The sequence below is a fragment of the Candidatus Defluviilinea proxima genome (assembly GCA_016721115.1).
In the GTDB taxonomy this organism is placed as follows: Bacteria; Chloroflexota; Anaerolineae; order Anaerolineales; family Villigracilaceae; genus Defluviilinea; species Defluviilinea proxima.
Genome location: JADKIW010000001.1, coordinates 1,217,490 through 1,232,314 on the forward strand (window position 1 = coordinate 1,217,490; position 14,825 = coordinate 1,232,314).

General features: G+C 48.3%; 14 protein-coding genes. 12 read left to right on the top strand and 2 right to left on the bottom strand.

What is annotated here, in order from left to right:
• Window positions 1-24: 24 nt before the first annotated feature.
• Complete coding sequence (locus IPP66_05830; GenBank protein ID MBK9924796.1) at window positions 25-843, bottom strand: mechanosensitive ion channel; 819 nt, start codon at window positions 841-843, stop codon at window positions 25-27.
• A 117-nt stretch (window positions 844-960) separates the two neighbouring features.
• Here IPP66_05830 and tsaE point away from each other — a divergent pair, with 117 nt between their 5' ends.
• The 7 genes from tsaE to IPP66_05865 all read left to right on the top strand — a co-directional run bounded on the left by tsaE (window position 961) and on the right by IPP66_05865 (window position 7,427).
• On the top strand, window positions 961-1,434 hold the full coding sequence (gene tsaE, locus IPP66_05835) for a tRNA (adenosine(37)-N6)-threonylcarbamoyltransferase complex ATPase subunit type 1 TsaE (GenBank protein MBK9924797.1): 474 nt from the start codon (window positions 961-963) through the stop codon (window positions 1,432-1,434).
• A gap of 1 nt (window position 1,435) precedes the next feature.
• Window positions 1,436-2,098: a tRNA (adenosine(37)-N6)-threonylcarbamoyltransferase complex dimerization subunit type 1 TsaB gene (tsaB, locus tag IPP66_05840; protein ID MBK9924798.1), complete on the top strand. Its 663-nt coding sequence runs from the start codon at window positions 1,436-1,438 to the stop codon at window positions 2,096-2,098.
• A complete protein-coding gene (gene rimI, locus IPP66_05845) occupies window positions 2,095-2,547 on the top strand; it encodes a ribosomal protein S18-alanine N-acetyltransferase (protein MBK9924799.1) in 453 nt (150 codons plus the stop codon). Before tsaB ends, rimI begins: the two co-directional genes overlap by 4 nt.
• Window positions 2,548-2,600: 53 nt before the next feature.
• Window positions 2,601-3,926, top strand: a complete 1,326-nt coding sequence (locus IPP66_05850; GenBank protein MBK9924800.1) for a nucleotide sugar dehydrogenase — start codon at window positions 2,601-2,603, stop codon at window positions 3,924-3,926.
• Entirely contained in the window at window positions 3,926-4,897 is a 972-nt protein-coding gene (locus IPP66_05855) for a GDP-mannose 4,6-dehydratase (protein ID MBK9924801.1), read from the top strand. The genes IPP66_05850 and IPP66_05855 overlap by 1 nt, the downstream gene beginning before the upstream one ends.
• Before the next feature lie 77 nt (window positions 4,898-4,974).
• Window positions 4,975-6,321 carry a lipopolysaccharide biosynthesis protein gene (locus tag IPP66_05860; protein ID MBK9924802.1) on the top strand — a complete coding sequence of 449 codons (1,347 nt, stop codon included), beginning with the start codon at window positions 4,975-4,977 and terminating at the stop codon, window positions 6,319-6,321.
• On the top strand, window positions 6,318-7,427 hold the full coding sequence (locus tag IPP66_05865) for a glycosyltransferase (GenBank protein MBK9924803.1): 1,110 nt from the start codon (window positions 6,318-6,320) through the stop codon (window positions 7,425-7,427). The genes IPP66_05860 and IPP66_05865 overlap by 4 nt, the downstream gene beginning before the upstream one ends.
• A 37-nt stretch (window positions 7,428-7,464) precedes the next feature.
• Here IPP66_05865 and IPP66_05870 read toward each other — a convergent pair whose 3' ends face one another.
• Entirely contained in the window at window positions 7,465-8,001 is a 537-nt protein-coding gene (locus tag IPP66_05870; protein ID MBK9924804.1) for a hypothetical protein, read from the bottom strand.
• 108 nt (window positions 8,002-8,109) lie between these two features.
• Between IPP66_05870 and IPP66_05875 the strand changes: the two genes are divergently transcribed.
• The 5 genes from IPP66_05875 to IPP66_05895 are packed head-to-tail and all read left to right on the top strand — an operon-like array spanning window position 8,110 to window position 14,813.
• The gene (locus tag IPP66_05875; protein MBK9924805.1) at window positions 8,110-9,552 is read left to right on the top strand and encodes a hypothetical protein; all 1,443 of its coding nucleotides are present in this window, start codon (window positions 8,110-8,112) and stop codon (window positions 9,550-9,552) included.
• Window positions 9,553-9,592: 40 nt separating this feature from the next.
• The gene (gmd, locus tag IPP66_05880) at window positions 9,593-10,552 is read left to right on the top strand and encodes a GDP-mannose 4,6-dehydratase (GenBank protein MBK9924806.1); all 960 of its coding nucleotides are present in this window, start codon (window positions 9,593-9,595) and stop codon (window positions 10,550-10,552) included.
• A gap of 38 nt (window positions 10,553-10,590) precedes the next feature.
• Window positions 10,591-12,921, top strand: a complete 2,331-nt coding sequence (locus IPP66_05885) for a hypothetical protein (protein ID MBK9924807.1) — start codon at window positions 10,591-10,593, stop codon at window positions 12,919-12,921.
• A 25-nt stretch (window positions 12,922-12,946) separates the two neighbouring features.
• The gene (locus IPP66_05890) at window positions 12,947-13,894 is read left to right on the top strand and encodes a glycosyltransferase family 2 protein (GenBank protein MBK9924808.1); all 948 of its coding nucleotides are present in this window, start codon (window positions 12,947-12,949) and stop codon (window positions 13,892-13,894) included.
• A gap of 4 nt (window positions 13,895-13,898) precedes the next feature.
• A complete protein-coding gene (locus IPP66_05895) occupies window positions 13,899-14,813 on the top strand; it encodes a flippase-like domain-containing protein (protein MBK9924809.1) in 915 nt (304 codons plus the stop codon).
• Window positions 14,814-14,825: the final 12 nt, after the last annotated feature.

Genomic DNA, 14,825 nt, shown 5'->3' on the forward strand with positions numbered 1-14,825 from the left:
CCATGGCATCGGAGTTCTTTTTGTTTAATTTGCTTTCTTTGTCAAGCGTGGCAATCCCCTCATGGGGATCGGTATTTCAACACCCTGTTTATCGAAAGCGTTCTTAACTAAGGTGAATGCAGTATCTTTTGCCGCCAGTGGATTGGTCTTGGATGTATCGATCCAGAAGTAGATGTTTAATTCCATCGCCGCGTTACTGAAATTTGAAAAACCAACTATCGGCATTGGCTCGGCTACAAAGCCGGGGATATCATGAAAAATCCCTGAAACTGCTTTACGAACCAGCTCTGTATCGGTGTCATAATCCACGCCTACAACTAGATCGACACGACGACGGTCGGCCCTCGTGTAGTTGACGATGGGATGCGCCAACAGATCAGCGTTGGGCAACGTTACGATGCGGCCATCCAGCGCTTTCATTTCGGTGGTGCGTAGATTGATCTCCGTGACCGTCCCATCAAATCCCGGTACGCCGATCACCTCGCCGACCACAAAAGGTTGCTGGATCAATAAAAGCACACCTGCCGCGAAATTCTTCATTACATCCTGCAGGGCAAAGCCAACCGTAAAACCGATGATCCCCAAGCCCGTCAGAAAGGCGGTTACGTCAAAGAAACGTTGCAAAGCGGTGATCGTGCCGATCGCAATGACCAGCCAGCGCGTCATATCCACAAGCAGTTTGGTGACGCTGATCGGCGCTTTGCCTCTTTTCAGCCCGCGTTGTAACAACCCGCTGACAAAACGCGCAAAGTAAATGCTGAAAACGAAGATCACCAGCGCGGTGAGCAGGTTCGGCAGTCCCTTGATGAAGTTATCAACAAATGTGTCTAAATATTCCTGCATGGTAGCTCCTCAAAATTTGCAATATCTTAACCCAAAGCGGGGCGTGCGTCCAACGTGGAGCGGAAATCCCGCGCCTGATATATAATACCTGCGATGCCCATTTTGGATTCCCACTTCATGGATTTTTTCAGCCGAAGCCCCGAACAGACGCGCCGTATCGGTTCGCGTTTGGGCGCCATGTTACGTCCCGGCGATGTGATCTGCCTGCAAGGTGACCTTGGCGCCGGTAAAACGACCTTCGTGCAGGGCGTAGCGCAGGGATGGGGCTCGCTGGATTCAGTCTCCAGCCCAACCTTTATCATCGTCAACGAATACAGACATTCGAAAACAGGCAGTCTTTTTCACATGGACGCCTATCGCCTCGACTCGACCCCCGAGGCTGAAGAGCTGGACCTCGACTCGATGCTGGCTGACGGCGCTTTGCTCATCGAATGGCCCGAACGTATGGACGGGATCATCCCCGAAGAACATTTGTGGATCGCGCTTGACTATGTGGATGATGAAGAACGCGAGATGAAGTTCAAGGCTGTTGGCAAACGGTATGACGAGTTGCTCGAAAGCCTGCGCCATGCCATTGCGGGAGGAGACTGATATGTTACTCGCTGTCGATACTTCCACCACACAGGTGGGCTTGGCACTGTATGACGGGGCACAGGTCATTGCTGAATACGCATGGCGGAGCGGTCAACGTCATACCACCGAGTTGGCTCCATCCATCCATGAATTGCTCACGCACTGCGGCCTCACAATGGATGATGTCACTGCCTTGGCTGTGGCACTTGGACCGGGTTCGTTCACAAGTTTGCGAGTTGGGTTGGCATTGGTCAAGGGATTGGCTTTATCGAAACACATTCCTCTCATCGGAATTCCCACACTGGATATTCTCGTGAACGCGCAACCGGCTTCGAAACATCCGTTGTTGTGTGCCATCCAAGCCGGACGAGGACGATTCGCTATCGGCGAGTATAAAAGTTCAAAGAAGGGCTGGCAGGCTCAAGGTACGGCAAGAGTCGCGACTCTCGAAGCGTTAATGGCTGAGGTGCAGAATCCGTTTATTGTGTGTGGAGAGTTCTCAGCGGAAGACATCCAAAAAATGAAAGAAAAAAATATTCAACTTGCCTCACCTGCTCAATCGGTTCGGCGCCCTGCTGTGTTGGCAGAGTTGGCTTGGGCACGCTGGCAGGCTGGCGATGTGGACGATGAAGCAACGCTTGCGCCGATCTATTTACACACAGAAGGTTCGCCGCCTGCATGAGCATTCGCCGCATGACGCTGGAAGATATTCCCTCTGTCCTTGAATTGGATAAGTTATCGTTTGCACTGCCCTGGCCCGAAAGATCGTTCCGCTTTGAGTTGACGGAAAACACGGCTTCACGGTGTTGGGTTTTCGATGTGGATGGAAAGATCGCGGGCATGATCGTTGCCTGGCTGTTGGTGGATGAAGCACACATTGCTACCATCGCTACGCATCCCGAGTATCGCAGGCAGGGTATTGCGCGGAAACTATTGACGTATGCATTACGTTATATGTCGAAGGAAGGCGCGGTCACATCCTTTTTGGAAGTGCGCGAGAGCAACACGGCCGCACGCGATATGTATCATCAATTTGGATACGAAGTTGTGGGCCGCAGAAAAAGATATTACAAAGATACAGATGAAGATGCGATCTTGATGACGCTGGGGGAATTGGAACACATGTCCTGAGTGTATCGAAGGGCGTTCAAGATTGAAACGTTGAAAGGTTGAATAAGGAAAACATGACTACTACAAAAGAAACTCTCATTAAAAAGTTGAAAGACAAAAAAGCACGCATTGGAATTCTCGGCCTCGGATATGTGGGATTGCCCCTGGCAGTCGTCTTCGCTGAAGCCGGGTTCCACGTCACAGGCATCGACCCCGACTCACGAAAGGTTGATTCGCTTTCAAAAGGCATTTCCTACATCCCGGATGTAAAGACCGAAGTGATCGAGAAGATCGTCAAGTCGGGGCACCTCACTGCCACGACAGATTTCTCCATACTGAAAGAGATCGATGCGGTCAGTATCTGTGTGCCAACTCCTTTACGCCAAACCGGTGACCCGGATATGTCGTTCATCATCTCGGCCACGGAAGAAATGGCGAAGTACATGCACAAGGGCATCGTCGTTGTGTTGGAGTCAACCACGTACCCCGGCACTACACGCGAATTGCTCCTGCCGAAGCTTGGCATGGAACATGGTCTCACCATTGGCGAGGATTGGTTCCTTGCCTTCTCTCCGGAACGTGTAGACCCTGGTCGTGAAGATTTCACGACCATCAACACGCCCAAAGTGATGGGTGGGATCACTGAAGCCTGTGGCGAAGTGGCAACTGTTTGGTATGAGGGCGCGATCAAAACCGTCCATCATGTCTCTACGGCTGAAGCGGCGGAGATGTCCAAACTGTTGGAGAACACCTTCCGCATGATCAACATCGGTCTGGTCAACGAATTGGCGATCATGTGTGAACGTCTTGGTGTGGATGTGTGGGAAGTGATCGATGCGGCGGGAACCAAGCCGTTTGGTTTTATGAAGTTCACGCCGGGACCGGGCTTGGGTGGTCACTGTATTCCGATTGACCCGCTGTATCTTTCGTGGAAGATGAAATCGTTCAACTACAATGCACGCTTCATCGAACTGGCCTCTGAGATCAACACGAACATGCCACGTTATGTGGTCAGTCGCATTCTCGATGCGATGAATGATCGCGGCAAGACGCTGAAAGGTTCGAAGGTGTTGGTCCTTGGCGCGGCATACAAACCTGATATTGACGATGTGCGCGAATCACCCGCATTGGACGTGATCGGTCTCTTACAAAAGAAGGGCGCGGAAGTCGAATATCACGATCCGTATATCCCGCACATCCATCACGAATACGATGGCTGGCATATGGACAGCGTGACGGACTTAATGAAAGCCGTCCGTGAGGCAGATGCCGTGGTGGTTATCACCAATCACAAAGCGTATGATTATGAGGCGATTGTCAAAGAGGCGAAGTTCGTCTTCGATAGCCGCAATGCCACACGCAAAGTCGCAAAGAATAGTGAGAAGGTCGTGGTGTTGTAATGGGTAATTATCTTGTCACCGGTGCGGCAGGCTTCATCGGCGCACGGACATCGGAACTGCTCATTCAGGATGGGCATACCGTCTCAGGCATCGACAATATGAACGATGCGTACGACGTCCGCATGAAAGAATATCGCTTGAAACGATTGCAGGCGATGGATGGATTTACCTTCCATAAACTGGATATTTCAGAGAAGTCTGTTATTGAACATTTCAAGGGACAGAAGTTCGATGGCGTGATCAATTTAGCCGCACGCGCGGGTGTGCGCTTCAGTGTGGAAGATCCGTGGGTGTTCGTACAAAGTAATATGGTCGGCACGCTGAACATGTTGGAGTTGAGCAAGGAGACAGGCAGGGGAAAGTTCATTCTCGCGTCTACTTCCAGTATCTATGGCGAAGACCCTCCGTATCCAACGCCTGAGACCGCCTCCAGCAGTGAACCGCTTCAGCCGTATGCCGCAAGCAAAAAGGGGGCAGAGGCGATGTGTCACGCGTATCATCATTTGTATGGGATCGATGTCTCTGTCTTACGCTTCTTCACGGTCTATGGTCCAGCGGGTCGTCCCGATCTGGCGCTCTTCCGTTTTGTGCAATGGGTCAGCGAAGGACAGCCCGTCCGCATCAACGGCGATGGCGAACAATCACGTGGCTTCACCTACATTGACGATATTGCGCGTGGAATCATCCTTGCGCTCAAACCTGTCGGGTTTGAGATCATCAATCTCGGCGGGCATGAAGTTATCACCATCAACGATCTGGTCACGCTGGTGGAAGATGTGGTCGGCAAAAAGGCGATCGTGCAACACGGTCCGCCCAACCCTGCCGACATGCGCTCCAATTGGGCGGACGTGAACAAAGCGGGCGAGATGCTCGGTTGGGAACCGCAATATGATATGCGTGCCGGGGTAGAGAAACTGGTTGAATGGTATAACGCCGAACGCGAATGGGCGAAAGATGTGTTGACGCCATAAACTGTAAGGGCGACCCTTTATGGACGATCAAGGCTTCTCGATCTCTAAGGGCGGGTCGCCCCTACGATGTATAAATAATGTTCCTCATCGAAAAAGCAAAAACCTTTTTACAGAATGACCCGCTGATCCGCCGTGTGTTGCGCAACAGCGGGTATCTGTTCAGTAGCAGTACGATCTCCTCTGCACTTGGACTCCTGCAGGGGATTCTTGTTATCCGTTTGCTGGGGGATTCCAGCTTTGGTCTGTTGGCGGTCATCATGGACTTTCCATCCAACGTCAATCGTCTGCTTTCCTTTCGCATGAGCGAAGTGACGGTCAAGTACATGGGCGAAGCGTTGGCACAAAACGATAAACAACGTGCATCCGCTCTCGTCAAAGGGATCGGCCTGACCGAAGCGGCCACATCCGTGCTTGCGTATCTCGTCTTATTGTTGCTCTCTGTATTGGGCGCACAAATCTTTGCCAAAGACTGGCCTGCGGATTGGGTTGCGTATCTCTTCCGCTTTTATGGATTGTTCCTGCTTGCTAACATTGTCTATGAAACATCAGTTGGTGTGCTTCAGGCTTTCGATCACTTCAAGAAGGTGGCGCTTGCCAATTTTTATCAAAGTATCGCATTGACCGCCCTGATCGCCGCCGCGTTTCTTTTCGAGTGGGATATCTTCGGCGTGTTGACCGCCTATCTCATTGGCAAAACGATTGCAGGTTTCTTGATCGCTGGATATGCAATTCATGATCTGAACGACAAACTGGGACGCGACTGGATGCGTACTTCGCTCAAGCTTGTCCCTGACTGGAAACCCATCCTGCGCTTTGCCTTCAGCACGAATCTTAATGGGACCGTCAACTTGTTTGCCCGCGATAACATCCGTCTCTACCTTGCGGCCTTGCTCACCACCGCCGACGTTGCCTACTTTGCTCTTGCAACTCGCCTCATCAACCTCGTCATGACCCCGCTTGAGCCATTCATCTGGCCCACCTATGCTGAGATCACAAAAACCATCGCGCAAAAACAATGGCAGGCCACACGCAAACTTCTTAAACAAGTCAGCACCATCGGTCTCATATGGACTCTCCTTGCAGGCGGCGGGCTGGCGCTCATCAGCTGGTGGCTCATTCCATTCATGTATGGTGCAGACATGGCTCCCGCTTATGCGTGTTTCATCATTCTTCTCATCGGTTATGGCGTTGCCAACGTCGCCAACTGGAATCGTCCGTTGTTATTAGCATTAGGCAGACCGAATTTCCCGCTCATCGTGTCGGCAATCACAGGAGCAATTGAGGTCGCGCTTATCTTTATCCTCGTTCCTGCTGGCGGATATTTAGTTGGCGCGGCCGTTGTTTCAGGTTACTTCGTCATCTCCATCGGCTGGACAGCCTTGCGCGGTATCTCCATCATCAAACATGAAGAGGCCCTCGCATGAAGATAGTCGCCATCGCTGGTTCACAAATCCCCTCAGATACCGCTAACAGCTTGCAAGTGATGAAGGCCTGCAATGCCCTCGTCCAACTCGGCCACGACCTCACTCTCATCGTTCCTGAGTTTGACGATAGATCATCGACCATTGACCTTCAAAAGCACTACGGACTTCAAACCAATATACACATCGAATATCTTTCCGCTTCCAACCGCCGTCTCTTCACGTGGCAATCTGTCCAGCGTGCTCGCGCTCTCAAGCCCGATCTCCTCTATGTTTGGATGATCCAGTCCGCAGTCTTTGGTTTGCTCTTCAAACTCCCCACCGTTTTCGAAATTCACATACAGCCTACCGGCACGCTTGGCCCTGCATGGCATCGCGCCTTCGCAAAACTTCGCGGACGTAAATGCCTTGCCTCCATCACCCAAGCCCTCGTGGATGTGCTCGAACGTAAACATAACATTCGCTTTCAACGGGACGAAGTGGTTATCACTCCTAATGGCGTTGACCTAGAACGCTTCGCCTCACTACCGGACCCGGTCACTGCCCGCCAACAATTGAACTTTCCCAATGCCCCAACCGTGATGTGCACGGGTCACCTCTACGCCGGTCGTGGCGCTGACCTATTCCTTGCCCTCGCAAAAGAACTGCAGCAAGCACACTTCATTTGGGTCGGCGGTAAACCGGAAGATGTCGAAACATGGAAAGCCCGCGCCCAGTCGGACAACGTCACCTTCACCGGCTTTATCCCCAATCAAGATTTGCCCCTCTACCAATCCGCAGCGGACGTTTTGCTCATGCCCTACAGCCGCTCCATCAGGGGCTCCAGTGGCACGGCAGATTCAGGCAGCGTAGCCAGCCCGATGAAAATGTTCGAATACATGGCGGCAGGACGGGCAATCGTCACTGCCGATCTGCTTGTGATTCGGGAAGTGTTGAATGAGAAGAGCGCAGTCTTCTGTGAGCCAGATGATTTGAGTAATTGGAAATTGGTAATTGGGGAGTTACTTACAGATGAACCGCGCAGAGTCACATTGGGGAAACAGGCGATGGATGATGTGCAGGGGTATACATGGTTAGCGAGGGCAGAGAAGATTATGAGGGTTTTTTAGTTATCTAAGAAATGATGGAGATACAACTTCTTTGATTTTATCGAAGCGTACCGTTCTTTTTAAGTCTGTTCAATTCAAAACCGAACCCAATCATAAATATGAGAATCATAATATCGATGGCCGAAAATTTAGTGGCGTTAACCAACCACCGGTTGATAAACACCCAGATTGAGGTAGTAAAGCAAAATGCCATGAAAACCCAGAGCGATGTGGCCTCCTTTTGTTTCAGCAACCGAACACACCAATATAGAATTGCTCCAGATAATACAAATCCTAAAATGTTTAAAAGTGCAGAAGAAAGTACACTTTCTCCTTTTGAAATGATGCTCGAGATATTAAATATAATGCCGATCCCACATGAAACTACCGAAACTGATAGATAATTGGTTATGGATTGAAGCGATTTGATCGATTTTTCATCAATTACCTGATTTTTTGCTTGCGACTGATGTTGAGCGACGGTAGTTTTAGACTCTGCCGATTTATGATTAACAGATTTTTTGGGAGTAGATTTTGATTTTTTTGATGGTGTTTTCTTGACTGTTGGTTTTACAATATCTTTTTTTGCAATCATGATTTCCCTTCCTTTCAAATTTTGCATTGAACTATTTAGCTAACAAGTGAAGGGATTATATCCCCAACTCACGAATGGACAAATGCAAGTAGTGTAAAATCACCCCGCATGAAACACAATAAGAAACTATTTTGGATCATAGGTATCACCTTTGCCTTGCGTCTGTTAGTCGGCTTGGGCATTCACTTCGGCCTTCCCATCTACGGTCACGAAGACTCTGAAGATGACAAGGCGGGCTACGTCTTCACCGATGCCCATCGCCGTGACGATCAGGCTTGGGAATTGGCGAGTTCGGACCGTCCCATTTTGAGCGCGTTCACCGATAAGTTCGCGTATGACCAATACGGTGGTTTGCTTGCGTTCAGCGCGTTTGTATATCGCTATTTGTCACCCGATATACATCGTCCATGGTTATTGATTCTGATCTCGGCTGTCGTGGCCGCATTTGGCGTTCCGTTTTTGTGGAAAGCAACGAATCAGGTGTTTGGAGAGAAAGTTGCTTTTGCCTCAACTTGGATATTTGCGTTGTACTCTGAGAGCATCCTGCTAGGTGCGTCCGCGATGCGTGAGCCGTATTTGCTCATGTTCAGTGCGATGGCGTTATGGGGATTTGTGGAATGGCGCGGCGTTGGTCTCGATACGAGCGAGAAAAGCACTCGCTCTACTCGACCAGCAATGGTTTGGCTTGGCATCGGTTTGCTTGGCCTATTGCTTGTGTCCCCTCCCGTTGCGATTGCTGTGCTCATTATCTTCGCGGGTTGGGTCTTCTTTACGAATGAGAATAGAACTCTTTCGTGGAAAACGATTTTGATATTCGCGGCTGTTTTCGTTCTGGGACTGCTTTTTCTCTCCGCATCACTGAACCGCTCTGGCGAATTTGATTCGTCATCCCCGTTGCGTGTGGTCAATGATTGGTTGAAGCTTGCGGTCAAATGGAATGCCTATACCATCGAACGTGAATCGGGTTGGATACAAAAGCTATTCGACGAAATGCCCGAGTGGATGCGCCTCCCGTTCGTGGCGATTTACGGCATCCTTCAACCTGTCCTGCCTGCGGCGTTAGTCGCACCGACAAAGCCGATATGGAAAGCTATCTATATTCTGCGGTCACTGGGTTGGTATGTAATGCTTCCAGCGATGATCATGTCATTCGGAGCCGGAACAGGCAACGGGTCAAAAAAGAAGCGGAACGTCATCCTATGGTTTGCGCTTCTATCTTGGACCTGGATCCTGCTCTCTGCACTACGAGCCGGAGGCGACTCTTGGGATAATCCGCGCTATAGAACGATCCTGTTCGTGTGGGAGGCGATCCTTGTGGGGTATGTATGGGTTTGGTGGCGTGAGACGCGTAACGCATGGTTCACTCGAGTGATTGCTTGTGAGGTTGCTTTTCTGGTCGTGTTTACACAGTGGTATGCGAGCCGATATTTTCATTGGGGTGGGCAGTTGCCGTTCCCGGTGATGGTTGGTTTGATCATTGGACTGTGGGGTATCATCATTGGTGTGGGGTGGTGGCGGGATCGAAAACGTGTGGACGAGATAAAAATGTGAGTTATAATTCAGCGACTGAATTTTGAGTTTAGGAGAATATATGCCTACTGCATTAATCACAGGAATTACAGGCCAGGATGGATCATACTTGGCAGAATTATTGCTTTCAAAGGGGTACCGCGTTGTTGGGGTTGCACGTCGCTCAAGCACAGTAACCAATGAACGCATCAGTCATCTTTTGGATGATATTACCGTTGTGCAGGGCGACCTGCATGATCAGGGCTCGTTATTGGGGTTGCTTGAGGAATATCAACCTACCGAAGTGTATAACCTTGCGGCGCAATCGTTTGTGCCAACGTCATGGAACCAGCCTGCACTGACAGGTGATATTACAGCCATCGGTGTGACGCGTATTCTTGAAGCGATTCGTTTTGTGAATCCAAAGATCCGTTTTTACCAGGCATCTTCCAGCGAAATGTTTGGGAAGGTATTGGAAGTTCCACAAAAGGAAGATACACCGTTCTACCCGCGCAGTCCGTATGGTGTGGCTAAGGTGTATGGGCATTGGATAACCGTGAACTACCGCGAGTCTTTCGATATGTTTGCGACATCGGGTATTTTGTTCAATCACGAAAGTCCGCGTCGTGGTTTGGAATTCGTCACTCGCAAAATCACAAATGGCGTGGCAAAGATCAAACTTGGAATGGCGAAAGATCTTCGTCTTGGTAATCTTGAATCTCAACGCGATTGGGGTTTTGCCGGTGATTATGTGGATGCCATGTGGCGTATGTTGCAACAAGATAAGCCAGATAGTTATGTGATCGGTATGGGTGAGACACATTCCGTGCGCGAGTTTTGCGAGATCGCATTTGGACGTGTTGATTTGGATTACAAAGAGTTCGTTGTACAGGATGAACGTTTCTATCGCCCTGCTGAAGTGGACTTGTTGATCTCGGATCCAACCCGCGCCCGTACCGAACTTGGCTGGGAGCCGGCTGTTAGTTTTAAGGAACTGGTCACGATGATGGTGGATGCAGACATGGAACGTTTAAAAAAGTAAGTAGGTTTGATGCCGGTTTTGTCCGAGAATATATATATATGAAATTCTGTGTTGAAGGAAAACTAAATATTTGGAATCCCCGATTCTATGTTTCCATTCTTCTTGGGATAATTTTCGGACTTGCTGTTTATAGTTATTGGCTGGTCAACATTTTTCCGTTGACCAGCCCTAAAATTTTTGTTTTTTCAATTTTTGCAGGTTTAATGGGGACATTTGGGTATTTTGCCCTTTTGGATCTGTGGATTATTCCATATTTTATAAAACTTCAAAAAACGGAAAAACAAAAACTCATACTTTTGGGGATATTAATCGGATTGGTGTTGATGTTTGCTGGCACGAGTGCTTGGACATTGCCAACGCAATACTTGAACTTTCTGTTGCCCAGTCAAAGTTTGAAGATTACAGTTCCTGCTTCGGAAGGTGGCATTACACCTGAAGTTTCCATCCTTTGGATGACGACTTCTTTGGGGGATGTATCGTATGACAAGATGAATCTCGATGGTTGGGTAAGGGATAAAGATCACCTTATACTAAAAAAGAGGCTGAATAATATTACCTGGCAGGGGCAAACTGGTGATGAAACACTGATCCTATTTCGTAAGTCCCCGGCCGGCGGGCTGGTCACAATTTCATGGAATGGGGAAACAGAAACTATTGATCTTAGCTCTTCAGCGATTGGAACATTCCAATATAACCGTCAACTTAAAGTTCCGTTTTATGCATCTTTTGCCGCAGTTTGGCTGGTTGTTTTAGTGAATTTCGTCATGATAGGGATTGCTATCTGCATCCTGTTCTTCACTAAAAAATCTGTAGTGGAAGAAAGTGTCAAGAAGTCTGTCGAGGATGCTTCTGTTTCTGCTACTCAATGGAAACCAGCGGTTGAGATATCTATTGTTGTTATTATATTTTTTCTGGCATTTCTTTTGCGGGTACTCAATCTGGGAAATCTTTATCCATATGCGGACGAGTACCTTCATCTTATAGCGGCAAAGGGGTTGTTTGCTGGCGCGCCTTTGAATTCTGTTTATCAGCGTAGTCTTTTTGTTGTCACATTGCCAGTTGTGGCATCTTATTCAGTATTGGGGCAAAGTTTATGGGCAGCACGTTTGCCAGAAGTGATCTTTAATACTTTGGGGATTGTTCCTCTATTTTTGATCACACGCAGGATAAATCGTCAAGTTGCCATTCTCTCCTGCCTTTTATTTGCAGTTAGCCCTTACGTTATTGCTTTTTCCCGAAATATTCGCGAATATGCGTATACACCCTTTTACTTCTATTGGGTGATATATCTTATGGCGTTATTTTTGCATGGCTTTCCTGACAAATTTGTGCTCTTCAGGGATTGGCGTAAGTTACAGTGGAAACATGTTGTTTTAGCATTACTTCTTACCTTTCCTGTGTTGTATGTAGTGGTAATTGACCGTCTTTCAACATTGAAATTAATCTTGATCGCTTATGCAGTCTTCGCTCTGTTCCTGTTTTCCAGGCTTGACCTGCGCAATCGGATTAACAAGGTTATGCTCGTTGCAAGTTCGATTATTTCCTTCATGGTAATAGCTAGAGAGATTCGACGTTTCTTGACACTTTCAGAAGTGGATTTACGATCATTTGAATATTTCTTTCTAAACCCGCTACAACAATGGTATTTTGGCCGCCTTGTAATTTTGCCGGTAATAGCTGTACTCGTTAGTTTGTATTTTGCTTTTCTATTGCGCCGCATAACACTCATTCCGATCTTGCTGAGCGTTTTATATATTGGTTATATGTTGTTTTTCATTTTCTTTTTCAAGGAAACAGGCTATAACCTACATCCTCGATTTGTTCTTGCCGCACACTTGTGGTTCGTGCCCATCCTTGCTCTGGGTATGGACGTAGTTTGGAGATTTTTGTATTTTTTATTAGGTGAGAAGCGAGCGTTAACTAATCTTTCAGCCTGCATCTTTATTTTGATAACCTTTAATCCCCGCCAAATTCTCTTGCCTACTTTTTTTCAAGGCGAATTGATGCCAATCACCAATCTAATCCATGACGATCTAGGTGCCGCGGACGAATATATGCGTACCCATGTCAAAAAAGATGATGTGCTCATTGGAAGCATGTATGCAAGTTATGTGCAATGGCAGGGGAATCTTGAGTTTGACAAAATTTACCCTTACTCAAATGAAATATTAAAAAAATACAAAAACGGCTTCTCATATATCGTTTCGGTTGTTGACCAATATCCATCAGGATGGATAGTTATCGATGAACAACGTTTGGATTATGTACCCCCTTCATTGCCAAAGAAACAGACTGTCATTCATGGAAAAACAGTGGAGTATGTGGGTAAATTCTTGAATCAATATATTTGGCGTTGGAGTGTAAAATAGTACGTATTGGAGTCTACTAAACTATATGGACCTTTCTCTCGTAGTACCTGTATATAACGAAAAAGAAAACCTGCCCCTGTTGATGGACGCGATCAATGCGGCTTTGAACCCTCTCAAGAAAACATGGGAGGTGATTCTCGTAGACGATGGTTCCAAAGATGGCAGTCTGGAAGTGTTGGAAAGTCTCGTAAAACAAGACCCTAAGCACGTCCGTGTGGTGGTATTTCGACGTAATTTTGGGCAGACGGCCGCTATTGCCGCAGGGATCGATCATTCAGAAGGGGATGTCATTATCCTCTTGGATGCGGATCTCCAAAATGACCCCGCTGATATTCCCATGCTTCTCGCCAAGCTGGAGGAAGGCTACGACCTCGTCAGCGGTTGGCGCAAGGATCGCAAGGACAACCGCCTCACGCGCACGATCCCTTCCAACATGGCGAACGGACTGATCTCATGGGCGACTGGTGTGCACCTCCATGATTATGGATGCACGCTCAAAGCATATCGTCGTGAAACGCTGAAGGGATTCCGATTGTATGGTGAGATGCATCGTTTTATTCCAGTGTTCGCCCATTCTGTTGGAGCGAAGATTGCAGAACTCCCTGTCCGCCACCACCCACGCAAATTTGGTGTAGCAAAATACGGCTTGGAAAGAACCGTGAAAGTCGTCCTCGATCTATTCACAGTAAAATTCTTGCTTGATTATTCCCACAAGCCCATGCGTTTGTTCGGCGGCGCTGGTGTTGGTCTGATCGGCATCAGTATCCTGACGATGATGTATCTGTTGATCCGTAAAATATTCTTTGTCATTCCTGTGCTTACTTCACCGTTTTTCCAGATCAGTGTCATGCTTTCTATTTTGGGTTTTCAATCCATTCTTATGGGCCTGATCGCGGAACTGTTGGCGCGCACATATCACGAATCGCAGAGTAAGCCTACATATACTGTTCGAGCGGTTTTGGGAAAGAAGTAATCTAGTGCCTGTATGGTGGTCAAAGAACCGTCAAAAGATATTCCAGTTGGCGGGAACAATATTGGCGGTTGTATTGTTGGCCTTGCTGTTGAAAGATGGCGGGTGGAATGAAATCATCTCGGCTTTTAGGCGCATCAAAACATCTGATCTGCTTTGGGTGGCAGTTCTCTTTGCGATCTCGCGCATGGCGGTTACTGCAAGGTGGCATGTATTACTGCGCTCCGGTGGCATCGACATCCGTTTCAAAGATAGTGCGGCGTTGACTTTTACCGGCCTGTTTGCTTCCAACTTTTTGCCCAGCACCATTGGCGGTGATGTGGTACGTCTGGCGGGCGCGATGCAAATGGGATATGACCGGGCAGTCTGCCTCGCATCTATTGCCGCCGACAGGTTGGTAGGTATGCTGGGGATGACGATGACGCTCCCGATCGGGCTGGCATATTCCTGGAATCTTTTACAGGACCCCGCGTCTCTTCTTTCCTTTGGCCTATTTCAAAAACCCTTTGCCTTTCTCAAGCGGACATTTTCCGTCTTCGGTCTCTGGCTCAAGAAACCTGCATCTCTTGTGCAATCTTTAGCCTTTTCGTGGATCCACATGATCTGCCTGTTCGGTGCGATCTATATCTTTGTAGATGACCTCGGCACGCATGTCTCTTTTTGGATGATTGCAGGCTTGTGGAGCCTCACATATTTCATCACACAGATACCGATCGCGATCAACGGCTATGGCTTGCAAGAACTCTCATTCACGTTCTTTATGTCTAACGTGGCCGGGTTGACCCCGGCGATTAGTTTGAGTGTGGCAGTATTGCTCCGCGCATATTTCATTCTTTCGAGCCTACCGGGGGCGTTCTTCCTGCCGTCCATCATGGCGGCAATGGTGAAACAAAAAGAGGAAATTTCCTCGAACGAGATGTAGGTATACTGCTGT